This is a genomic window from Kutzneria chonburiensis, from assembly GCF_028622115.1.
GTDB lineage: Bacteria > Actinomycetota > Actinomycetes > Mycobacteriales > Pseudonocardiaceae > Kutzneria > Kutzneria chonburiensis.
In genome coordinates this window covers 9,389,129-9,410,874 of sequence record NZ_CP097263.1, presented here as the reverse complement: position 1 = coordinate 9,410,874, position 21,746 = coordinate 9,389,129, and the positions used below count along the sequence as shown (strand labels likewise).

Sequence of the window (21,746 nt, the reverse complement as noted above, 5' to 3'; positions counted from 1 at the left end):
TCACCGGACACTACCGATGATCAACAGGGGCTACGCGGGCCTTGAGCGGTATTCACCCACCACGACGAGTGCGAACAGCGCGATGGTGATGACGTGCACGCCGGTGCACCACTCGCAGATCTTGCCGATGACGGCCAGCTCGACGGTGACCAGGTAGACCACGAACAGCAGCCCGACGCCGACGCCGGCCAGCCGCAGCAATCGGACGGCGGGCAACTCGGAGCGCCAGGCCCAGGGGCTGGTCAGCACGGTCATCGGCACGAAGTAGACGAGCCCGAGCACCGCGACCGGAATGCCGAACACGTACGACTGCGGGCTGGAGGTGACCTGCGCGCAGTCGATCACGGCGTTGACCTGGCAGACCAGGGCGGCGTTGTCGGTGAAGTGGCTGATCGTCATGTAGATCGCCACGGCGAGGCCGGCCAGCGACAGCACCAGCGTGCTGACGACCAGCCACCTCGGGTAGGCGCTCGTCGACTCCGACGCCTGGGTGCCTGCGGACATGGTCGCAGGATACGTGGATCACGCGGGCGGGGTCAGGCCGTACGCGCGGCAACAGTTGCCCGCGGCAAAGTTGCCCGCGAAAGCGTCGGCGTCGGCGACGGTCAGGACGTCGTCGGCCAGCCAGTCGTCGATCAGCCGGCCGAGCGCCCGCCGCCACAGCGAGGCGCCGAGATGGTGCAGCTCGGGCAGGCCGTAGCCGTCGGACGAGAAGCAGACCGACCGGAACGGGGCGAGCTCCAGCAGTTCGGCCAGCACCGCGCCGGCACGATCACCCACATAGGGGACGGCCAACCCGACGTCGACGAGCACATGTGGGAAGACATGTGCGAGATAGCCGGCGTTGCGATGGAAGGGCCAGGTGTGGAGCAACGCAACGGTTGCACCGGTGGACTTGGTGGCGTTCAGGAAGTCACCGAGCAACGCCGGGTCGGCGCGGTGCAACCGGACGTCGTCGTCGCCGAACCCGGTGTGCAACTGCAGAGGAATTTTCAATTCCGCACTGATTCGCACGCCGAGGTGCACCAGCCACGCGAGCAGGATCGGGTCGTCCAGCCGCCGGCCGCCCCACCGCAGCCACGCGCTCGCGGCTGCCGCGACCTCGACGTCGGTCGGCGGCTCGGCCGGCAGTTCGAGACCGGTCCGGTAGGCGACGACGCTCTTCAGTCCGACGGCACCGGCCTGGACCCCGGCACGCACCTCGGCTTCGACGAACTCGAGGAAATTTGCAACTTCGACTTCTTTTGCCGCGACCTGCTCGGCGACGGCCTCCAGGCGAAGCACCTCGAACGTGTCACCGCCGGCGAGATGTGCAAACTCCTCCGGTTTGGTCAGCGGCGTGTCGGCCGGCGACAGGCCGGTGTCCAGCAGCCACGACCCCACGCCGACAGAACCGAGCAATTTTGCACTTACCTCCCGCCAGCCCAACTGGGCTCGGCGGTCCAGGTACTCGTCGATGGAACAGTGCGCCGGCAACTCGAGCCGCGGCGCACACCACCGACGCACCGCCAGCCCGAGCATCGACTCGAAGGAGTTGTGAAAACTGGAGGATTCTGTCAAAAGTCCAGCAAACTGCCCGCGGTCCAGGTCGCCGGCGACGACGCCGTGGCAGTGCTGGTCGACGAGCACGAGGTCGTCGGTCACCACGGCTACCACCGCCACCGGGTGAGCGCGGCCAACTCGGCCGGCGACGCGTCGGCGAACCGTTCGGCTTCCCCTCGGCGGACGGTGAGCACGCTGTCGTGCAGCACCTCCCCCATCGCCTCGGCCAGCACCTTCGACGAGGCGAAAGCGTTTGCGGCCGCCGCCGGCGATTCCGGCAGCCGTTGCACACCGGCAGCAATTCGTACGCTTTCCTCCAGATTTGCGGGATCCCCCGTGATGGGCGGCGGCAGCCGCAGTCCCTCGTCGACGCCGGCCAGACCGGCGGCGATGACGGAGCCGACCACGAGGTACGGGTTGGCCGTCGCGTCGAAGCACTTCACCTCGGCATTGGCGGCCGTCGCGCCGAGGCCGGCCACGCCGGTGATGAACCGGACCGCCGCCTCCCGGGTCTCCCGGCCCCACGCCTGCCAGACGCCGGCCCACCGCGACGGCGCCGCGCGCAGGAAGCTGGCCGGATTGCCGGCGCCGACCGCGACGAGCGCCGGCAGCTCACGCAACACCCCGGCCAGGAACGCCTCGCCGACCGGCGGCAACCCGAACGGACCGCCGCCGCCGCTGAACTGGTCCACAACGGACAGATGGAGATGTGCGCCGCTGCCGACGGCGTCGGGGGTGAGCACCGGGGCGAAACTGGACCGCCACCCGTGCAGGTGACTGACCCGCCGGATGGTGTGCCGGACCAGCAGCACGTCGTCGGCCGCGCCGACCGGGTCGTTGTGCTCGACCGACACCTCCAGCTGCCCGGCGGCGTACTCGGGGTGGAACTGCTCGACGTTGACGTCCTGCGCGCGCAGCACAGCCAGGAGCTCACGGCTGTAGTCGGCGATCTGCTCCAGTCGGATCGAGCCATAGGCCGGGCCGTCGAAGACGGGCTCGCCGGACGGGGTCAGCAGCGCCCACTCCGTCTCGAACGCCATCCGCAGCTCCAGCCCACGCGCCGCGGCCGCCTCGACCTGCGCCGCCGCGAAGGCACGCTGGCACGCTTCGAACCGGCCGCCTTCCTGGTGGAACTTGTCCGCGGGCACCCACGCCCACCCGGTCTGCGCGGCCAGCGGCACGATCCGGGCCAGGTCCGGCACGAGCCGGAGGTCGCCGTCGGGACCGCCGAGGAACCGGCCCTGCACCATGATGTCGTCGAAGCAGAAGGTCTCGAAGCACGGCGACGCCCCGACGCCGGACCGTACGGCGGCCGCCAACTTGGGCAGCGGCACCGTCTTCACCCGCGCGATGCCGGCGTTGTCCACGAAGGACAGCGCGACCACCTCGACGTCCTGGGCCCGCAGCCGTTCGACCAGTGGGTCGACCTCGGGGACATCCGCCGGAATGGTCTCGTTGGTCGCCATGCACGAGTAGTACCCGGACCACTGCCCCCGCACCAGTCCCACCAGGTATTGCCGCAGGTCGTCTGACAGAAGACTGCCCAACCGGTAGCGTTTGCGGCCGTGACGTGGCCGAGCGGTGGATCGGGCTACGGGGACAGCCAGGCCGGCGGGCCGGACTCCTCGGGGCCGCAGGGAGTTCCCGGGTATCAGCAGCAGCCGTACGGCCAGCAGCAGGCCCAGCAACAGCCGCAATATCCCGGCTACAACTACGGCCAGCCGCAGTACCCCGGCTACCAGCAGCAACCGCCGCCGCAGCAGTACCAACAGCAGCCGTACCAGTCCAACTACGGCGGCTTCGGCATGTACCAGCAGCCGCCGCAGGGCCCGCCGCCGCGCAACCGCCGCACGCTGACGATCGTGTTGACGCTGGTCGGCGTGCTGGTGCTGGCCGGCGTCGTGACGACGGTGATCCTGCTGGGCCGCAGCGGGCAACTACAGGCCGGCGAGCGCACGCAGCAGCCGGCGCCGACCACGACGACCGGCAAGAAGCCGCTCGATCCACGGGTTCCGGGCTGGCAGGTCGCGGTGTCCAACCGCCGCAACGTGGCCTACGACGTGCCGAAGACGCAGTGGACCAAGGACGACCCGGACGCGATCGCCGGCATGGGCCCGTCCGACGGTGACTTCGTCACCGGCACCGGCGCCGCGTACTACCTGAAGGGCTACTGCGCCGGGCAGGCCGGCTCGGTGCGGGCCGGCACCGCCGTCACCGCGAACGACACCGAGGGCCCCGACCAGTCCGCGCCGGACACGGCCAAGCACTGGGCGACCGTGGCCTACAAGTCGGACTCGGGCCAGGCCCCGGACGTGCAGGCCGAGCCGGCCAAGCAGATCAAGATCTCCGACGGCAAGGTCAGCGCCACGCTGTCGGTCGTCGACATCACCACGCCGAAGTCGACCAATCCGTGCACGCCGCCGAAGGCCAAGGTCTACGCCGCGGCGGTGAAGACCTCCGACACCGGCTCGGTGATCCTGGTGCTGTTCGCCGACCAGGGCGTGCCCAACGCGCTCACCGACGACGACGCCATGAAGATCATGACGTCGATGCGGCCCAGCGGCTGAACCCAGCCGCCGGGCCGCTCGGGCTCAGCCCCGGACCAGCTTGACCAGCTGCGCCACGGCCTCGTCCACCGGGACGTCGCCGCGCTCGCCGGTGGCCCGGTCCTTGATCTCGACGACGCCGCTGGCCAGGCCGCGGCCGACGACCAGGATGGTCGGCACGCCGATCAGCTCGGCGTCGGCGAACTTCACGCCGGGCGAGGCCTTGCGGTCGTCCAGCAGCACCTCGATGCCGGCGGCCGACAGCTCGGCGGCCAGCTTCTCGGCGCCCTCGCGGACCGCGTCGTCCTTGCCGGCGATGACCACGTGCACGTCGGCCGGCGCGACGATCCGGGGCCACACCAGGCCACGGTCGTCGAAGTACTGCTCGGCGATCACGGCGACCAGCCGCGAGACGCCGACGCCGTAGGAACCCATGGTGATCCGGATGGGCTTGCTGTCCGGACCCAGCGCGTCCAGCCCGAAGGCGTCGGCGTACTTGCGGCCCAGCTGGAACACGTGGCCGATCTCGATGCCGCGGGCCGCCACCAGGGTGCCCTTGCCGTCCGGCGAGGCGTCGCCCTCGCGCACCTCGGCCACGTCGACCGTGCCGCTGGGCACGAAGTCGCGGCCCACCACCAGGTCCATCACGTGGTGGCCGTCCTGGTCGGCGCCGGTGATCCAGGCGGTGCCGGTGACCACGCGGGGGTCGACCAGGTAGCGCACACCGTTGTCCAGCAGCGCCTTCGGGCCGATGTAGCCCTTGACCAGGAAGGGGTTCGCGGCGAAGTCGGTCTCGTCCAGCATCGCGACCTCGGCCGGCTCCAGGGCCGCCTCCAGCCGCTTCTGGTCCACCTCGCGGTCGCCGGGCACGCCGATGGCCAGCAGCTCCCACTTGTCCTCGCCGGGACGGCGGGTCTTGAGCAGCACGTTCTTCAACGTGTCGGCAGCGGTGAACTCACGGCCGAGACCGGCGTTGTTGAAGAACTCGACCAGCGTGGCGATGGTCGGCGTGTTGGGCGTGGCGAGTACCTTCGCCTCGGCCTTGCCGTCGATCGGCTGGGCCGCGGGCGCGGGCGTGACGACCGCCTCGACGTTGGCCGCGTAGTCCGACTCGGTGCTGCGGACGAAGGTGTCCTCGCCGGTCGGCGCGACGGCCAGGAACTCCTCGGAGGCCGAGCCGCCCATGGCGCCGGACGTCGCCTTCACCACCACGTACTCGAGGCCGAGGCGGTCGAAGATGCGCACGTACGCGTCGCGGTGCGCCTGGTAGGACCGGGCAAGGCCCTCGTCGTCCAGGTCGAAGGAGTACGAGTCCTTCATCACGAACTCGCGGCCGCGCAGGATGCCGGCGCGGGGCCGCGCCTCGTCCCGGTACTTGGTCTGGATCTGGTACAGCGTGACCGGGTAGTCCTTGTAGGAGCTGTACTCGCCCTTCACGGTGAGCGTGAACAGCTCCTCGTGGGTCGGGCCGAGCAGGTAGTCGGCGCCCTTGCGGTCCTTGAGGCGGAACAGGTTGGGGCCGTACTCGGTCCACCGGTTGGTCGCCTCGTAGGGCTCGCGGGGCAGCAGCGCGGGGAAATGGATCTCCTGCGCGCCGATCGCGTCCATCTCCTCCCGCACGACCTGCTCGATCCGGCGCAGCGTGCGCAGGCCGAGCGGCAGCCACGAGTAGCCGCCCGGTGCGACGCGGCGGACGTAACCGGCGCGGACCAGCAGCTTGTGGCTGGGCACCTCGGCGTCCGCCGGGTCCTCGCGCAGCGTGCGCAGGAACAACGACGACATCCTCGTGATCACGGCTCGAACTCCTAGTGCGGGGTCGATGAAAGTACAGAGCGTAGAGAACGGGAGGGCAGGCTTTCCAACCGGTTACCGGGAACGGCCGGATCCGGCCTTGTCGCCGATTACCGTCTGCGCATGGCACTGAGGATCCGCATGATCACCATTGATTGCGTCGACACCCGCAAGCTGGCGCAGTTCTGGGTGGCGGCGCTCGGCGCCGAGATCATCCACGAGGTCGACGAGGGCGCCATGCTGGTCCTGTCCTCCACCGACAACGTCGACATCGGGCTGCAACGCGTCGACGAGCCCCGTGCCGGCAAGAACAGACTTCACCTCGACCTGGGCACACCCGACCGGCCGGCCGAGGTGGCCAGGTTGGTCGAGCTGGGCGCCACCCTGGTCGAGGAGTTCAAGTACCCGGGCATGGCCTGGAGCGTCTTGCAGGACCCCGAGGGCAACGAGTTCTGCGTCGGCTCCCGCAACGGCTGAGCTACCACCGGGTCCGGTGCACGATCCAGGCGAGCGCCGCGGCCGCCGCGCGGGACTGGTACGGCCGCAGCCCGACACAGCCGGTCGGCTCCGGCAGCCGGCTGGACAGCTCCCAGCGTCCGGCCAGCGCCGCGGCGAAACCGGTGATCGCCCAGGCCGGCACCTTGGCCAGCACCGGACGGCCAAGCACAAGGCGCTCGGCGTCGGCCGGCGCGTGCCCGGCCATGATCAGCTGCGGCACCATCGTCACCGTGTCCAGCCACGCCGCGCCCCGTGACGGATAGGACCAGTCGACCAGCAGCACCCGGCCGTCCTCGACCCGCCGGATCATGTTGTCCACCCGTAACTCGTTGTGCAGCAGCGTGTCGCCCTCGGCCCACGGCTGCCACGCAGTCTCCATCGCGGCCAGCGAATCCAGGTTCGACTGGGCCCACGGGTCGAGATCGCGCGCCGCGGCCGACCGCAGAGACGTCCAGCCGCACAGCATCGGGGCCAGATCGTCCAGCACGCTCGGCACGTCACTCAGCGGGCACGGCGTCAGTGTCCGCGAGGCACTGCCCAGCGCCGACAGCACCGCGGCGAGATCGCCCGAACCGGGGCGGAGGTTGGGCTCGCCACCATCTATATCGGTGAGTACTAGCGCGATCCACTGGCCTTCAACGACGTGCAGCAGTCGCGGCGATGGCACATTCTCCGGCAGCCGGGAGACCACCGACGCCTCGGAGCGGTACGCGCCGGCCAGCGGATGATCGGCCGGCAGCGCTTTGACGAACACGCGGCGGCCGTCGGCCAGCAGCAGTCGGGAGGCGAGGCCGAGGGTGAAGCCGCCGGCCTGGCTGAGCGCGCGCACCACCGGCGCGCCGATCTTGGCCTCGATGACCTCGCGCACCCGACCGGGCACATCGGCCCAGGTCGGACGGGTGTGGCGGGAGCCGTCCACGATGGCAGTCACGAGGGCCGCCCCCAGCAGGTCACCTGATCATCTTACGGGGACCATACCGGGTCACCCGGGCGGTGGACGCCGCGGGTCGCGTTGACCGCGTCGAGCACCGCTTGCCACGGAATCGGGTGCCATTCCCCCGATCGTGGCTCCGTCAGCGGCCAGACGTCCGGGCCGTCGACGAGCCGCACGCCGGCCGATTTCAACGCGGCGACGTGCCCGGACCAGGCCGGATGCCGGACATGGGCGGCGTTGACGCAGGGGAAGACGACGACCTCGACACCGTCGGTGCCGATCGCCTCGGAAACCTGCGTGAGCGCCTGGTTGTCGCCGAAACCGAGCGCGAGCTTGGCGACGGTGTTGGCGGTGGCCGGTGCAACGACGTACGTGTCGACCGGCGGATGCGGCTTGCGCTCGCCCGGCAGCCGCGACTCGACGCGCAGCGGAAGTCCGGTGGCCGCCTCGATCTCGGCGACCAGGCCGGCGTCGCGGAACCACCGGCCGGCGGTCGGCGTCAGCGTGACGCCGACCCGCCAGCCGGCGTCCAGCGCGGGACGGACGAGCTCGTCGAACAGGCCCTCGACGCCGCCCGCGCCGGACGCCACCACACCGAGCATGGGAGATTCAGCCACCCGGCCAGGCTAGAAGGCGCCGAACCCGTTCGGTGAGCCGACGCCGGTCGGGGCGTCGTAACCCTGCTGGCCGGTGCACAGGTAGTCGCCGCCACACCACCCGTTCTCGCCGCCGACCACGTCGAACAGCTTGTCGGCGTGGGCGTAGAGCGAGGACGCGTCGGTCAGCTGGCTGCCGTTGCCGGCCAGCCCGATCACCCCGGCGATGAACGGCGAGGACGCGCTGGTGCCGCCGACCGTGATCCAACCGGCCGACGAGCCCAGCCCGTACGTGTCGTACACGGCCAGGCCCGGATCCGAGTCGGCGACCGCCGAGATGTCGGCGACGGTTCGCATCCCGCAGTTGGCGTCGTGCTGCCACGCCGGCTTCGGGATCCACGCCGAACAGCCGCTGCCCGCCCGCGACCAGGCCGTCTCCGTCCAGCCACGGGCGTTGTCAGCCTTGGTCAACGTGGTGCCGCCGACCGCGATGACGTTGGCCAGCGACGCCGGAAACGACGCCGGTTGGAAGCCGAAGTCACCGCTGGAGGCCAGAATCGCGACGCCCGCGTGCTGGAAGTGCTTGGCGTCGACGTCCATGCCGTTGTACTCGTCCGAGCCGTAACTGTTGGAGATCGCGCTCGCGCCGGACGCCGCCGCCGTGTCCTCGGCCGCGCCCAGGTTCGCCGACGACGGCGTGTCCGCCTCGACCAGCAGGATGTGGCAGTCCGGGCAGGCCGCCGACACCATGTCCAGATCGAGGGAGATTTCCACGCCCCAGTTCGGATTTCCCTCCGGCAGCGGAGTCGCGGCGCCGCGCTGGTTCACCTTCTTGAAGCAGCCGTTCGCCGTCGTGCACGCCGACAACCCGAACTGCTGCCGGTACTTGGCCAGGTCGGCCTCGGCGTTGGGATTGTCGAAGGCATCGACGATCGCGATCGTCTGCCCCGCGCCGCCGGTCTGCGGCAGTTTGTACGCGTCCCTGAGATCCGCCGGCCCGTAGCCGTCCGGCGTCGCGTTGACGCCGAAGCTGTGTCCCGTGCGGTAGAGCGCGAAGCAGTGCATGGTCGGCGTGGTCGACACCGTCGCCGGGCACGCGGCGTGCATCGTCGTGTCGGGCGCGGCCCCGGCGATGGCCGGCAGTCCGAGCGTCAGTAATGCGCCGGCGAGGAGCGCCGTTCGAAATCGGTTCATCGTGACTCCCCCTGGTCAGCTCTGGGCACCCGGCACGGAGAACGCGCTGGTGACGGACTGGGTCAGCGAGTTGCCGGCGACATCGGTCGCGCTGACCCGCAACGAGACGTCGCCGCCCGTTGTCGACGCCGGGTTGGTCCACTGCGCCCGGTAGCGGCCGCCGCCGAGGTCGGCCAGGAAGGTTGGTGTCCACGTCGCGCCGCCGTCGAAGGACACCTGGATGTCGGCCTTCTGGAACGGCAGGTTCTGGCCGCCCGGGGCGTGCCCGAACGTGACCACGACCTGGTCCGGGCCGGCCGGCGCGTTGCCGTCCAGACCGGCCTTGAGCTGGTAGGACGCCGTGACCATGGGCAGCGCTGAGCAGTCGGTCGCCTTGCCGGTGATCGGGTCGCACAGCCAGCCGTTCGGCACCGTCTGCGCGCCGGAGTGGGCCGAGCCGAACGTCCATTCGCTGTGGCTGACCGTGGACTGGTGGAACCACGGCGCGGTCCGCGTCTGGTCGTAGACGATCTTGTAGTCGGCCTGCGCCGCCGGGGCGGTCGCTTCGCCGCCGACCACGTCCTTGCCGTCGATCAGCGCCTTGCCGCCGGACAGCAGCTGGAAGTGCGAGGTCGACACCGTGCCCGTGGCCGGGGGATCGAGGTAAAGGCCGTGGCCGTTGCTGTCGAGCACCGGCACCAGGGTGACGCGGATCGTGTCGTCACGCCGGCAGGCCGAGCACAGCCATGAGGTCGTGCCCGCCGGCGGCGTGCTCAGGCCCGGGGCCAGCGGGCCGCGAAGCCACTCGATGGGCGTTGTCGTATTCGCGGCGAAATTGCGAAAACCTCCCGGGGTGAAACCGCCTCCGGTGGTCATGCTGGCCAGCAGTGCGTCGCTGTAGACCAGATCGGGGCTGCCCAGCACGTATTCGGTGCGCTGCAACGGGGCCCCGAACGGGGCGAACTGGCCGAAGCCGAACACCTCGTAGGGCAGGAAGATGATCCGCGCGATGCCTTCCTGCCGGGGCTTGTCGCTGTAGTAGCTCTCCTTCAGCGTGGCCACCTGGTCCGCGGACACCTTGTAGTGCTGGTTCGCCGCCAGCGCCCCGTCATTGTCGATCTTCAGGTCGTAGCTGTAGGGGGTGGTCGTGCCGGCCGGGGACTCGCTGTGCGTCAGCACGTTGAAGTGGAATCCGCCGACCTTCGCCGGGGCCGACGGCGCCACGAAGGCCGTGCCGTTGCCCACCCCGAACCCGTAGCCCTGCGACCCCATCGTCTGCGCGCTGCGGAAGTACTCCAGCGACTCCGACGTGAGGTTCGACGGCTTCGGCGTGCTCACGGTGATCTGCGACGTCGCCTTGCTGCCGTCGATCGTGACCGTCTGGTCGCTCGTCACCACGATGTCCTGCACCACGACCCGCACCGACGTCACCCGGCCCGCCGAGTCGAACGTCGGGAACCACGCCACCATGCCGTAGTCACCCGCCGGCACGCTCACCCTCGCCTCGCCCGCCGTGCTGTACGGGAAGGCGTTGAAATTGCGACCATCGTTCGTATTGATGACGCCAAGCGCCGCGTCCACCGGCGTGTTCGCGCCGTTCATGGTCAGGATTCGAACCGTGTGCATCGGGAAGTTCGGGTGCACCTGCTGCGGTGCCCCCGGCGCGGCCAACCGCACCTGGCTGACCGTGCCGAACAGCGGTCCCCGGTCGGCGAAGTGGTTCTTGGCGTCACGTCCGGCCTGCGCCGCCAGCGCCGCCCCGAACGCCGCGCCGGACTCCGCCGTCACCTTCCCGTCCTGCACTCCAGGGACGTTGGCCGTTGCCGCGTTGGCCGTGACCTGCACCGGCACCTGGTCCGTGATGCCGTCCCGGATCAGCGCCGACACGTCGAACAGCGACCGGTCCAGCGAACTGCCCAGATACGGCAGCGCCGTCGCCGGCATGACGTAGAGGTCGCCGTCGATGCGCTGGTTCACGAAGTCGCCGCTCGACCCCGGCCTCGGCACCACCGTCGCCGTCTGCCGACCGCCGACGTCCTGCACCACCACTCGGTCGCCCGTCACCAGCGTCACCGTGTGGATGGTGTCCGCGGTCGTGACCGTCTCCGCCCCCGCCGCCGGGGCCAGACCAGTCACCACCACCGCCGCGACACCCAGCACCGCCGGTGTTCTGCGCAACCAGGGAGATCGACGACCACCGTCCGTATGCCGCATAGGTTTCCCCTCCGTCGCCATGGACACGGGTCGACGCCCGCGAACGGGCATCACGACGGTTCGTACACGCTCAACCACATCCCGTTGCCTGAGGGACGGTCGCTTCCACTCGGACAGACCAGTGATGACAGCCGTGTCAGATCCGAACGGCCGCCCGCGCTCGACCAGCCGCAGCAAGATGCCTGTGAACTCAGTTCACAACCACTTTGCCAAAGTCGAGCAGTTCACACGTCCGCCGCCGAACTGGCCCAGGCCGACGAAGTCCTCAGCTCTGACGAACTGGTCCAGCCTGCAAAACTCCTCCAGAACGCACGCGTTCCTCGACTCTGGCGAACTCATCCGGACTGCAAGACTTCTCCAGTCCGCACGAACTCCTCCGCGTTGGCACACTCGTCCGGCCCGCAAGACTTCTCCAGATCGCACGAACTCCTCAACTCGAGCGGGCTCGTCCAGACTGCGAAACTCCTCCAGACCGCCAACCTCGTCCGGACCGCGAAACTCCTCCAGTCCGCACCAACTCCTCCGCGTTGACACACTCCTCCGCGCCGCAAAACTGCTCCGGAATGCAAAACTTCTCCGGACCGCACGAAGTCCCCCGCTGATGTGAACACCACTCATCAGCATCGGCAGTGCCGGATCACGCCTCCGGGAACTCCTCGGCGGCGATCTCGGCCATGCGGCGGATGAGGCCGTCGAGCAGGCGGAGCTCCTCGACCTCCAGGCGGGAGAGCAGCCGGCGGTACTGGGCATTGCCGGCGTCCATGACACTGCCGACGAGCTTGCGACCCTCGGCGGTCAGCTCGAGCAGGCGCACCCGACGGTCGGTGGGGTCCTCACGGCGGGAGACCAGACCCTGCGCGGCGAGCCGGTCGACGATGCCGGTGACGGTGGCCAAGCTCACGCCCATCTCGGCGGTGAGCGCGTGCCCGGCCAGCGGACCGCGTCGGGCCAGCGTGAGCAGCACCTTGAGCTGCCGCATGGTCAGGTTGAGCGACATCAGCGGGTTGGCCCGCGCCGCGCCGAAGACGCGGCCCAGCGACCGCTGCGTCGCGGCGATGCTGGCGATGAGCTGCTCTTTGTCCTCCATGGACGGTTACCGATCACCCTTCGTCACGCCGTTGTGACGGCCCGGAGCAATTCCAGCCATCCCCTCGAACCTGAGAGAAAGCTCAGCGACCGGGCCGATCGCACTGTTAGCCTTGGGCCAAATATTAGGACAAGGCTAACCAATTCCGCAGAGAGCTGCCATGACCTTCCTGACCAGACTCAGCCTCGCCAACCGCGGCCTGGTGGCCCTGGTGGCGCTCATCGCCCTGGGCTTCGGCGCGTGGGCGATCCCGTCGCTGCAAAGACAGCTGCTGCCCTCGCTGGCCTTCCCGGCCGCGGTCGTGGTCTCCCAGTACCCGGGCGCATCGCCGGAGATCGTGCAGGACCAGGTCACCAAGCCGATCGAGGACGCGCTGCGCAGCGTCCCCGGCCAGACCCAGCTGACCTCGACCTCCAGCCAGGGCTCGTCCTCGGTCACCGTCCAGTTCGACTTCGGCACGAACCTGGACAACGCGGTCAACAAGATGTCGCAGGCGGTCAACCAGATCGCCGCGCAGCTGCCGACCAACGTCAAGCCGAACGTGATCGTCGGCAACACCGACGATCTGCCGGTGATCGTGCTGGCCGCCTCCTCCGACGCCGACCAGCAGCAGCTCGCCGCCAAGCTGACCAGCACGGTGCTGCCGGAGCTACAGGGCATCACGGGCGTCCGGGACGCCAACGTGACCGGCGCGCGGGACAAGGTCGTCACGATCAACCTGGACAACGCCAAGCTGGCGGCGGCCGGTTTGAGCTCCACCGCGATCACCACTGCCTTGCGGGCCAACGGAACGCCGACGCCGGCCGGCACGCTGAGCCAGGGCAGTCAGACGCTGACCGTCCAGATCGGACAGCGACTGTCCTCTGTGGACGACGTGCGCAACCTCTACCTGACGCCGACGGCACCGCCAACGCCGGGTCGCCCCGCGCCGCAGCCGGTCAAGCTGGGTGACGTCGCCCAGGTGACCGAGGGCCTGGCCACGGCGACCTCGATCACCCGCACCAACGGCAAGGAAAGCCTGGGCGTCTCGGTCACCAAGACCCCCGACGGCAACGCCGTCGACATCTCCCAGCAGGTACGGGACAAGATCTCGCAGCTGGAGACCGACCTCGGCAACAACGCCAAGCTGACCGTGATCCAGGACCAGGCGCCTGCGGTCAACCAGGCCGTCGAGGGCCTGACCGAGGAAGGCCTGCTGGGCCTGGCCTTCGCCGTGCTGGTCATCCTGATCTTCCTGCTGTCGGTGCGGTCCACGCTGGTCACGGCGGTGTCCATCCCGCTGTCGGTGGTCATCGCGCTGATCGTGCTGTGGACCACCAAGACCTCGCTGAACCTGCTCACCCTCGGCGGTCTGACCATCGCCATCGGCCGGGTCGTCGACGACTCGATCGTGGTGCTGGAGAACATCAAGCGCCATCTCAGCTACGGCGAGGACAAGAAGCGCGCGGTGCTGGACGGCACCCGTGAGGTCGCGGGCGCGGTCACCGCGTCGACGCTGACCACGGTCGCCGTGTTCGCGCCGATCGCCGTGGTCGGCGGCCTGGTCGGCGAGCTGTTCGCGCCGTTCGGCCTGACGGTGACGGTGGCGCTGCTGGCGTCGCTGCTGGTCGCGCTGACCATCGTGCCGGTGCTCGCGTACTGGTTCCTCAAGCCGGCCAAGGAAGGCACCGACCCGGAGGAGGCCAACCGCAAGGAGCTGCGCAGCCCGCTCCAGCGGATCTACGTGCCGGTCATCCGGTTCGCCACCCGTCGCCGCTGGACGACCGTGGTGATCGCGATCCTGGTGCTGTTCGGCACGCTGGCGATGGGCGCCGGCCTGAAGACCAACTTCCTGGACGGCTCGGGCGAGAACACCATCAACGTCTCGCAGACGCTGCCGGTCGGCAGCAGCCTGGCCACCACGGACGCGGCGGCCAAGCGGGTCGAGACGGCCATCCAGGGCGTCGACGGCATCAACACCTACCAGGTCACGGTGGGCGCGGGCGGCGGCTTCCTCGGCTTCGGCGGCAACAGCGGCACGTCCAAGGCCAGCTACGCCATCACCATCAAGGACGGCGCCGATCTCACCACGGTGCAGAACTCGTTGCGGGACAAGCTCGACGCGCTGCCGGACGCCGGCAAGATCACGGTCGGCGCCCAGGGCGGCGGCGGCTTCAACGGCAGCGGGCTGCAGGTCGTGGTGAACGCGACGGACGAGAACGTGCTGCGCACCGCCTCGGACGCCGTGCAGAAGACCATGTCCGGCATCTCGGGCGTCACCGACGTGACGAGCGACCTGGTCAACAGCGCGCCGGAGGTGCAGGTCTCGGTCGACCGCCAGCTCGCGGCCCGGCAGGGCCTGAGCGACTCGACGATCGGCCAGGCGGTGCAGGCCCAGCTGGCCGGCAGCCAGATCGGTCAGCTGTCGCTGAACGGCACCTCGGAGAACGTGGTGCTGCGCACCGGAAACGCGCCGGCCGACCTGGACGCGCTCAAGGCACTGCCGCTGCCCGGCCTGGCCGGCGTGGTCCGGCTCGACTCGGTGGCCACGGTCCAGCAGACCAACGGCCCGACGCAGATCAAGCGCATCAACGGTTCGCGCAGCGCGACCGTCAGCGGCACGGCCGACTCGGCCAACACGGGCGCGATCAGCGTCCAGCTGACGCAGAAGTTGAAGGACACCAAGCTGCCGGCCGGCGCCACCTACAGCGTCGGCGGCGTCTCCCAGCAGCAGAGTGACGCGTTCGGCAACCTCGGCATCGCCCTCGCGGTCGCCGTTGCCCTGGTGTTCCTGATCATGGTGGCGGTGTTCCGCAGCCTGATGCAGCCGCTGGTGCTGCTGGTCTCGATCCCGTTCGCGGCCACGGGCGCCATCGCGGCACTGCTGATCAGCGGCATCCCGCTCGGCCTTCCCTCGCTGATCGGCGTGCTGATGCTGGTCGGCATCGTGGTGACGAACGCGATCGTGTTGATGGACCTGATCAACAAGTACCGCGAGGACGGCATGAGCATCGCCGACGCGGTCGTGGAGGGCGGTCGCCGACGGCTGCGGCCGATCCTGATGACCGCGGCCGCGACGATCTTCGCCCTGCTGCCGATGGCGCTGGGCCTGACGCAGAGCGGCGCGTTCATCTCGCGTCCGCTGGCGGTGGTCGTGATCGGCGGTCTGGTCAGCTCCACGCTGCTCACGCTGCTGCTGGTGCCGACGCTCTACACCATGGTGGAGAACACCAAGGAGCGGTTCCGCAAGCGCCGTGAGGGCAAGCACCGCCGGCCCGCCGAGGTGGAGAAGCCGGAGCTGGTCGACGCGAAGTAGTCACATCGACCAGGACTGTGGGCCACGGGGATTTCCGTGGCCCACAGTCGTTTTCATGCCGCCGGCACCTTGTCGAAGAAGCCGTTGACCGCGCCGACCTGACCGTCGCCGGTCAGCGTCAGCACGTCGGTGCCGATCACCACCGAGTCGCCGCCGCCGTCGGCCACCAGTTCCCAGCTGAAGCGCAGCACGTCGTGGTGGGTGTCCACGTCCCCGATCGGCCGGATGCGATGGCCCGGGAACCGCTCGTGCACGCCGCCGATGACGGCGGCGAAGCCGTCCGGCCCGGTCACGTCGGCGATCGGGTCGACGAACCGGCAGTCCTCGGTCAGCAGCTCGGCGGCGGCCTTGGCGCGCAGTGCACCATCGGGCTGGTTCCAGATCTCCACGTAGCGCCGCACGACGGTGTTCGCGTCAGTCATCGTCCTCGTTCCTTTCCTTGTCCCGCTTCGGTTCCTCAAGCCTGGCAGCGGATGGTCGGCCGGTCGATTACCTCCGGCGTCATGAAAAAACGACTCGCGCGGGGCGGCGAACCGGCGTACCAAGTCGGCTATGTCCGCATCGCCGCTGGTGACCCGCACCCTCACCGCCGAGGAGATCCCGGCGTTCATCGGTCTGGTCTTCCGCGCTTTCCTGGAGGACCCGCTCCCGGAACACGTCGCGGCCGAGATCGACCTGCTGGAGCCGCACCGCACGCACGGCGCCTTCGACGGCGACGAGCTCATCGGCGGCGGCACGATGCTGTCCAAACAGATGACGTTGCCCGGCACCGGCCCGCAGCCGGTCGCCGCCATCTCCTGCGTCGGTGTCGCGCCCGATCACCGACGTCGTGGCGCCATGGCCGCGGTGATGCGGGCCCAGCTGCATTCCCAGCACGGAACCGGTGACGCGTTCGCCGCGCTGTACGCCTCCGAGGGCGACATCTACGGTCGTTTCGGCTACGGGCTCGCCGGCCACCGCGCCTTCTTCGCCGTGCCGCGCGGCGCCGATTTCCAGTCCACTGTGGATATCAGTGACGGCCGGGTTCGCGAGGTGGACAAGGAAACCGCGCTGCCGCTGATGCACCATCTGCACAGCAAGGTCGCGCCGACGCGCGTCGGCTGGGTCGGCCGGACCAAGGCGTCGTGGCAGGTGTTCCTGTCGGAGAACGATTCGGAGCTGCTGAGCGAGGGCCTGACCAGGTGGCGCTACGCCCTCCATCCGGAGGGCTACGCCATCTACCAGGTGAAGCGGAAGTGGGAGTCCCGCAAGCCCGAGCACGAGGTGCACACCCGGGAGATTCTCGGCACCACCCCGCAGGCGTACGCGGCGCTGTGGCGGTACCTGCTCGATATCGACCTGACCACAACGGTTCGGGCCGAGGGAGCCACCGACGACCCGATCATCCACATGCTCAAGGACGCCACCGACAACAACCGGACCGTCGGCGACGGCCTGTGGGTCCGAATCATCGACATCGACCGCGCGCTGCCGCTGCGCACGTACTCAGCGGCGGTCGACGTCGTGCTGGCGGTCGAGGACGCCCTCTGTCCATGGAACGCCGGCACCTGGCGGCTCGTCGCCGAGGCCGACGGGCCGGCCGCCGTCACCCGCACCGACGCCCAACCCGACCTGGCGTTGGACGTCCGCGAGCTCGGCGCGGTGTTCCTCGGCGGCACGACCGTGCAGGAACTCGTTGCCGCGCAGCGCATTCGCGAGCTGACGCCGGGCACGGCCCGTGCCGCGTCGCGGGCGTTCGCCGGCGACCACCAGCCCCACTGCCCCGAGCTGTTCTGACCTTCAGGTAATCGACAGCCGGTTACCGGAACTCACGCCGCGCGCAGGCCCGTTGATCGTCACGTAGCCACAAGAAGGAGGACGTGATGGGCACCTACCTTGTCGCGGTGGTCGTGGTCGGCCTGCTCGGGGCCTACTGGGCCGGGCGGTCCCCCGGCGCGACCCGGAAGTAGGTGTCCGCCGGGTCACAGGCCCAGGTCCCTGTGCTGGATGGTTCCCTCGCAAGCTCGGTCACACCCTTCGCGCGGCCCGTCAGGAACCGAGGCGGTAGCTTTCCCGTTGTCCGTTTGCGACGGATTCACCCTCGTTGGAAGCCGGGAGGCGCTGTGACCACGTTCCTCGTCGTGATCCTGCTGGTGGTGATCATCGGCGTGGTCGTTGTCGTGATGCGCCAGCGCGCGCAGAACGGCCAGCGCCTCGACGACGCCAAGGCCGACGCCCGCCGCTGGGTGGAGCGGCTCGGCGGCCAGGTGCTCAACCTGACCGGCACCAACGACGCCGCCAAGCAGGCGTTGGCCGACGCCGGCGAGCGCTACAACGCCGCCGGTTCGCAGATGGAGCAGGCCCGTACCGCCGAGCAGTGCCGGCTGGTCACCCAGACCGCGCAGGAGGGCCTGTACTACGTGCGGGCCGCGCGGGAGGCCATGGGCCTCGACCCCGGTCCCGAGCTGCCCGACCTCAACGGCCAGAGCAAGGCCGGCAAGGTCACCGGCGACCGCCGGGTCGAGGTCGAGGGCCACGAGTACGAGGCATCCGCCATCCCCGGCGCCGGCACCCCGCACTACTACCCCGGCGGTTACGTCGCCGGCCGTCCCGTGCCTCAGGGCTGGTACAGCGAGCCGTGGTGGAAGCCCGCCCTCGTCGCCGGCGCGTGGGGCATCGGCGCCGGGCTGCTGTTCAACGCCATGTTCTCCGGCATGCACTCGATTCCTTACGCCGTCGGCGGTTGGGACAGCGGTTACGGCGGCGGGATGGACGGCGCCTTCGACGGCGGCCAGGGCTTCGGCGACTTCGGCGGCGACCAGGGCCAGCAGGCCGACTGGAACGGCGGCGACCAGGGTGGCGGCGATTGGGGCGGCGGCGACCAGGGCGGCTGGGACGGCGGCGGTGGCGACTGGGGTGGCGGCGACTTCGGCGGCGGCGGCGACTGGGGCGGCGGCGACAACTGGTAACCGCTGAGCAGAGCTGACAATGCCCCGGGACGTTCGTCCCGGGGCATTTTTGTATTCTGCTGCCGACCGCTCAGGCAGGCTGACAGGTAGGACACCAATAAAGGTTGCGGCCGGCCAGGTCCTTCGTTGCCACCGGGGTTCCGCAGACGAGACACGGCTGGCCGGTGCGGCGGTAGACGTACACCTCGCCGCCGTGCCGGTCCTGACGCGGAGCTCGGCCGGTCACCGACGGGTCATGCTCCGGCCGGACGGTGTCGATCCGGCCGACCTTCACGCCGTAGCGCATCAAGTCGACGAGGTCGGCCCAGATCGAGTCCCACTGCTCGCGGTCGAGCTGCTTGCCGGCGAGCATCGGGGCGATGCCGTGCCGGAAGAGCACCTCGGCGCGGTAGACGTTGCCGACGCCGGCCAACACGGCCTGGTCGAGCAGCAGCGCGGCGATCGAGACCCGCGACTTCGAGATCCGCCGCCACGCCCGCTCCGGATCGGCGTCCCGGCGCAGAGGATCGGGCCCGAGGCGGGCGAACAACGCGTCGACCTCGTCATCGGTCAGCAGTTCGCACGCGGTCGGCCCACGCAGGTCGGTGCCGTGGGTCTCGCCGAGCATGCGCATCCGAACCATGCCGGTCACGGCCGGCTCGGGCCGGTCGAACTCGGTGAACGTCCCGTACAAGCCGAGATGGACGTGCACGGTCGCGTCCGGCCCGTACCGGTGCAGCAGATGCTTGCCGACGGCCTCGGCCCGCTCGAGGACCCGCCCGTCAACCGACTCCGCGCCGCCGAACTTGCCCTGCGGACTGCTGACCTGCACCTTCTCCCCGGCGTACCGGCGCTGATGGAGCCGGGCGAGCCGGTGCAGCGTGTGGCCTTCTGGCATCAGGCGGTCGGCAGCTCCGGCGCGACGCCGGTCCGCTCGTACTCGGCCACGATGTCGATACGGCGCTGGTGGCGGTCGGCGCCGGAGAACGGCGTGGCCACGAACGCCTCGACGATCGCGGTGGCCTCCTCGAGGCTGTGCATGCGGGCGCCGATGCCCACGACCTGGGCGTTGTTGTGCTCACGGGACAGCTTCGCCGTCTCGGTGTTCCACGCCAGCGCGGCCCGGATGCCCGGCACCTTGTTGGCGGCGATCTGCTCGCCGTTGCCGGAGCCGCCGATCACGACGCCGAGGCTGCCCTCGTCGGCGGCCACGCGGCTGGCGGTGGCGATGCAGAAGGCCGGGTAGTCGTCCTCGGAGTCGTAGACGGCGGGGCCGATGTCGACCACGTCGTGACCGCTGGCCGCGAGGTGCTTGACCAGGTGGGACTTCAGCTCGTAGCCGGCATGGTCGGAACCAAGGTAGACGCGCACGGGTCAGAGTTTGCCATTCGGGAGGCGGCGGGGAGTAATTCAGCTGCCGGTACGTGAGGTGCGCCGCACACTCCGTCGAGTGAGTGCAGACGTGTTCCGACAGGACGGGTATCGGCTGCGGCTGGAGTGGGGCGAGCAGGGCGTCGCGGCGCTGGCGTCGAGTTGCGCGGTGCTGGTCATCGTCGACGTGCTGTCGTTCACCACCGCAGTCGACATCGCGCTGGGGCGTGGCGGTCGAGTACTGCCGGTGAAAAGTGGAGATGTTCGTACGATTTCCTCCGCACGTGCGGCCGGGGCGGTGGTTGCCGGCGACCAGAAGTGGACGTTGCGGCCGTCGTCGTTGCTCGACCTGCCGGCCGGCACACTGCTCGCGCTGCCGTCACCCAATGGGGCGACGTTGTGCGCGCAGGCCGCGGCCGCCGGCGCGACCGTGTTCGCCGCCTGCCTGCGCAACGCCGCGGCCGTCGCGTGCGAAGTGGAGAAGATTTCAAAACGAGAGCCGATCGGCATCGTGCCGGCCGGCGAGCGCTGGGGCGTCACCGCTGGTCCGCTCCGGCCCGGGATCGAAGACTTCCTCGGCGCGGGCGCCGTGGCCGCTGCGCTGCTGGCGACGGACTCCAGCAGCGCGTCACCGGAGACCAGGTTGGCGGCGAGCTGCTTCTCGTACGAACTCGAGAAGATTGCAAAACTTCTCCGCGATTGCACATCAGGCCGCGAGTTGACGGCGGCCGGGCATGCCGCCGACGTCGAGTTGGCCGCGGCGGTCGGCAGCAGTTCGTGTGCACCGGTGCTCCATGACGGAGTGCTGACCAACAGACTGTCCACATGAGCGCGCGCTGGATCGAGGTCGCCGACGGAGTGCACGTCCGTCGACACGAGGAGCTGGATCTGTCACTCGGGCTGGTCGTCGGCAACGACGCCTGCCTCGTGGTGGACACCGGCGGTGACGAGGTGCAGGGCGCCGAGTGGGCGGCGGCCGTGCGCGCCGTGACGCCACTGCCGTGGACCGTCGTGCTCACGCATGCGCATTTCGACCACGCCTTCGGCACGCAGGCGTTCCTGCCCTGCCCGGTGCTGGCCCACCCGAACTGCGTCGACGAGCTCGTCATCGACGGCGCGGAGGACAAGGAGAAGTGGTCCGCGCACTACAAGACGGAGAACCGGCCGGACATCGCCAAGGCCATCCGCGACACCCGAATCGTCCTGCCCGACACCTTGGTGTCGGAGCCGACGACCGTGGACCTCGGCGCAAGAATCGTCGAGATTGCACAGTTCGGCCGCGGGCACACCGACCACGACCTGGTGCTGCGGGTGCCGGACGCCGACGTGGTGTTCGTCGGCGATCTGGTGGAGAACGGCGCGCCGCCGGCGTTCGAGGGCTCGTTTCCGGCGTCGTGGCCGACGGCGCTGGCCGGAGTGCTCGAACTCACCGGCCCGGACACGGTCGTCGTGCCGGGGCACGGCGATCCGGTCGACTCGGCGTTCGTGGCCGCGCAGCGGGCCGACATCGCGGCTGTCGTCGACCTCGCGCGCGAGCTCACGGCCGGTTCGGTCACGCTGGCGGAGGTGCTCCGTGACTCACCGTTTCCGGCCGACGCGACCCGTAGGGCCATCGGAAGATTGACGGGGCGTAACCGTTCCGGCCGGTAACAGGTCCCTTCACCGAAGGCATTGCCCCGAACAGTCGATAGCCACCGCCGGCATGACCGACAAACTGTTACCTAACGGCGATCGGACCGCGATCCGATCTGCCGGTTGCAGGATCACACGTG

The 21,746-nt window shown here is 69.7% G+C and carries 19 protein-coding genes; 7 read left to right on the top strand and 12 right to left on the bottom strand.

The annotated features are described in order from the left end of the window. Nucleotides 1-30: 30 nt before the first annotated feature. The 3 genes from M3Q35_RS43700 to M3Q35_RS43690 are packed head-to-tail and all read right to left on the bottom strand — an operon-like array spanning nucleotide 31 to nucleotide 3,008. Nucleotides 31-504 (bottom strand): vitamin K epoxide reductase family protein, encoded by a 474-nt coding sequence (locus tag M3Q35_RS43700; RefSeq protein WP_273938467.1) that lies wholly within the window; start codon nucleotides 502-504, stop codon nucleotides 31-33. An 18-nt stretch (nucleotides 505-522) separates the two neighbouring features. Then, nucleotides 523-1,647 (bottom strand): amidohydrolase family protein, encoded by a 1,125-nt coding sequence (locus tag M3Q35_RS43695; protein WP_273938466.1) that lies wholly within the window; start codon nucleotides 1,645-1,647, stop codon nucleotides 523-525. 2 nt (nucleotides 1,648-1,649) lie between these two features. Then, entirely contained in the window at nucleotides 1,650-3,008 is a 1,359-nt protein-coding gene (locus tag M3Q35_RS43690; RefSeq protein ID WP_273938465.1) for a type I glutamate--ammonia ligase, read from the bottom strand. Nucleotides 3,009-3,107: 99 nt separating this feature from the next. On the opposite strand from M3Q35_RS43690, the gene M3Q35_RS43685 reads away from it, so the two are divergent. Further along, nucleotides 3,108-4,109, top strand: a complete 1,002-nt coding sequence (locus tag M3Q35_RS43685) for a DUF8017 domain-containing protein (protein ID WP_273938464.1) — start codon at nucleotides 3,108-3,110, stop codon at nucleotides 4,107-4,109. Nucleotides 4,110-4,133: 24 nt separating this feature from the next. On the opposite strand, the gene M3Q35_RS43680 is transcribed toward M3Q35_RS43685, so the two are convergent. Beyond that, nucleotides 4,134-5,882 (bottom strand): proline--tRNA ligase, encoded by a 1,749-nt coding sequence (locus M3Q35_RS43680; protein ID WP_273938463.1) that lies wholly within the window; start codon nucleotides 5,880-5,882, stop codon nucleotides 4,134-4,136. A 120-nt stretch (nucleotides 5,883-6,002) separates the two neighbouring features. On the opposite strand from M3Q35_RS43680, the gene M3Q35_RS43675 reads away from it, so the two are divergent. Next, a complete protein-coding gene (locus M3Q35_RS43675) occupies nucleotides 6,003-6,356 on the top strand; it encodes a VOC family protein (RefSeq protein ID WP_273938462.1) in 354 nt (117 codons plus the stop codon). A 1-nt stretch (nucleotide 6,357) separates the two neighbouring features. On the opposite strand, the gene M3Q35_RS43670 is transcribed toward M3Q35_RS43675, so the two are convergent. The 5 genes from M3Q35_RS43670 to M3Q35_RS43650 all read right to left on the bottom strand — a co-directional run bounded on the left by M3Q35_RS43670 (nucleotide 6,358) and on the right by M3Q35_RS43650 (nucleotide 12,381). Beyond that, a complete protein-coding gene (locus M3Q35_RS43670; RefSeq protein ID WP_273938461.1) occupies nucleotides 6,358-7,308 on the bottom strand; it encodes a phosphotransferase in 951 nt (316 codons plus the stop codon). Nucleotides 7,309-7,340: 32 nt separating this feature from the next. Beyond that, nucleotides 7,341-7,913 (bottom strand): flavoprotein, encoded by a 573-nt coding sequence (locus M3Q35_RS43665; RefSeq protein ID WP_273944699.1) that lies wholly within the window; start codon nucleotides 7,911-7,913, stop codon nucleotides 7,341-7,343. A 24-nt stretch (nucleotides 7,914-7,937) separates the two neighbouring features. After that, nucleotides 7,938-9,101, bottom strand: coding sequence for a S53 family peptidase (locus M3Q35_RS43660; RefSeq protein ID WP_273938460.1), 1,164 nt, complete (start codon nucleotides 9,099-9,101; stop codon nucleotides 7,938-7,940). A 15-nt stretch (nucleotides 9,102-9,116) separates the two neighbouring features. Next, on the bottom strand, nucleotides 9,117-11,258 hold the full coding sequence (locus tag M3Q35_RS43655; RefSeq protein WP_273938459.1) for a hypothetical protein: 2,142 nt from the start codon (nucleotides 11,256-11,258) through the stop codon (nucleotides 9,117-9,119). Between the two features lie 673 nt (nucleotides 11,259-11,931). Beyond that, nucleotides 11,932-12,381 (bottom strand): MarR family winged helix-turn-helix transcriptional regulator, encoded by a 450-nt coding sequence (locus tag M3Q35_RS43650; RefSeq protein WP_273938458.1) that lies wholly within the window; start codon nucleotides 12,379-12,381, stop codon nucleotides 11,932-11,934. Between the two features lie 160 nt (nucleotides 12,382-12,541). Between M3Q35_RS43650 and M3Q35_RS43645 the strand changes: the two genes are divergently transcribed. Further along, nucleotides 12,542-15,676 (top strand): efflux RND transporter permease subunit, encoded by a 3,135-nt coding sequence (locus M3Q35_RS43645; protein ID WP_273938457.1) that lies wholly within the window; start codon nucleotides 12,542-12,544, stop codon nucleotides 15,674-15,676. A gap of 53 nt (nucleotides 15,677-15,729) precedes the next feature. On the opposite strand, the gene M3Q35_RS43640 is transcribed toward M3Q35_RS43645, so the two are convergent. Then, entirely contained in the window at nucleotides 15,730-16,098 is a 369-nt protein-coding gene (locus tag M3Q35_RS43640; RefSeq protein WP_273938456.1) for a nuclear transport factor 2 family protein, read from the bottom strand. 130 nt (nucleotides 16,099-16,228) lie between these two features. Between M3Q35_RS43640 and M3Q35_RS43635 the strand changes: the two genes are divergently transcribed. Both M3Q35_RS43635 and M3Q35_RS43630 read left to right on the top strand, forming a co-directional pair. Further along, entirely contained in the window at nucleotides 16,229-17,452 is a 1,224-nt protein-coding gene (locus tag M3Q35_RS43635; protein ID WP_273938455.1) for a GNAT family N-acetyltransferase, read from the top strand. Nucleotides 17,453-17,778: 326 nt separating this feature from the next. After that, a complete protein-coding gene (locus M3Q35_RS43630) occupies nucleotides 17,779-18,624 on the top strand; it encodes a hypothetical protein (protein WP_379794548.1) in 846 nt (281 codons plus the stop codon). A 70-nt stretch (nucleotides 18,625-18,694) separates the two neighbouring features. Here the strand turns inward: M3Q35_RS43630 and M3Q35_RS43625 are convergent, their stop codons facing one another. Both M3Q35_RS43625 and M3Q35_RS43620 read right to left on the bottom strand, forming a co-directional pair. Next, on the bottom strand, nucleotides 18,695-19,501 hold the full coding sequence (locus tag M3Q35_RS43625; protein ID WP_273938454.1) for an Fpg/Nei family DNA glycosylase: 807 nt from the start codon (nucleotides 19,499-19,501) through the stop codon (nucleotides 18,695-18,697). Then, complete coding sequence (locus M3Q35_RS43620) at nucleotides 19,501-19,974, bottom strand: ribose-5-phosphate isomerase (protein WP_273938453.1); 474 nt, start codon at nucleotides 19,972-19,974, stop codon at nucleotides 19,501-19,503. The genes M3Q35_RS43625 and M3Q35_RS43620 overlap by 1 nt, the downstream gene beginning before the upstream one ends. 79 nt (nucleotides 19,975-20,053) lie before the next feature. Here M3Q35_RS43620 and M3Q35_RS43615 point away from each other — a divergent pair, with 79 nt between their 5' ends. Together M3Q35_RS43615 and M3Q35_RS43610 are read left to right on the top strand one after the other, a co-directional pair. After that, complete coding sequence (locus tag M3Q35_RS43615) at nucleotides 20,054-20,803, top strand: 2-phosphosulfolactate phosphatase (protein WP_273938452.1); 750 nt, start codon at nucleotides 20,054-20,056, stop codon at nucleotides 20,801-20,803. Then, on the top strand, nucleotides 20,800-21,624 hold the full coding sequence (locus tag M3Q35_RS43610) for an MBL fold metallo-hydrolase (RefSeq protein WP_273938451.1): 825 nt from the start codon (nucleotides 20,800-20,802) through the stop codon (nucleotides 21,622-21,624). Before M3Q35_RS43615 ends, M3Q35_RS43610 begins: the two co-directional genes overlap by 4 nt. The last annotated feature ends 122 nt before the right edge of the window (nucleotides 21,625-21,746 follow it).

Excerpts from the sequence above, each read along its gene's own strand:
- M3Q35_RS43700 (WP_273938467.1), bottom strand. The coding sequence starts at position 504 with ATGTCCGCAGGCACCCAGGCGTCGGAGTCGACGAGCGCCTACCCGAGG.
- M3Q35_RS43690 (WP_273938465.1), bottom strand. The coding sequence starts at position 3,008 with ATGGCGACCAACGAGACCATTCCGGCGGATGTCCCCGAGGTCGACCCA.
- M3Q35_RS43675 (WP_273938462.1), top strand. The coding sequence starts at position 6,003 with ATGGCACTGAGGATCCGCATGATCACCATTGATTGCGTCGACACCCGC.
- M3Q35_RS43665 (WP_273944699.1), bottom strand. The coding sequence starts at position 7,913 with ATGCTCGGTGTGGTGGCGTCCGGCGCGGGCGGCGTCGAGGGCCTGTTC.
- M3Q35_RS43660 (WP_273938460.1), bottom strand. The coding sequence starts at position 9,101 with ATGAACCGATTTCGAACGGCGCTCCTCGCCGGCGCATTACTGACGCTC.
- M3Q35_RS43650 (WP_273938458.1), bottom strand. The coding sequence starts at position 12,381 with ATGGAGGACAAAGAGCAGCTCATCGCCAGCATCGCCGCGACGCAGCGG.
- M3Q35_RS43645 (WP_273938457.1), top strand. The coding sequence starts at position 12,542 with ATGACCTTCCTGACCAGACTCAGCCTCGCCAACCGCGGCCTGGTGGCC.
- M3Q35_RS43640 (WP_273938456.1), bottom strand. The coding sequence starts at position 16,098 with ATGACTGACGCGAACACCGTCGTGCGGCGCTACGTGGAGATCTGGAAC.
- M3Q35_RS43635 (WP_273938455.1), top strand. The coding sequence starts at position 16,229 with ATGTCCGCATCGCCGCTGGTGACCCGCACCCTCACCGCCGAGGAGATC.
- M3Q35_RS43625 (WP_273938454.1), bottom strand. The coding sequence starts at position 19,501 with ATGCCAGAAGGCCACACGCTGCACCGGCTCGCCCGGCTCCATCAGCGC.
- M3Q35_RS43610 (WP_273938451.1), top strand. The coding sequence starts at position 20,800 with ATGAGCGCGCGCTGGATCGAGGTCGCCGACGGAGTGCACGTCCGTCGA.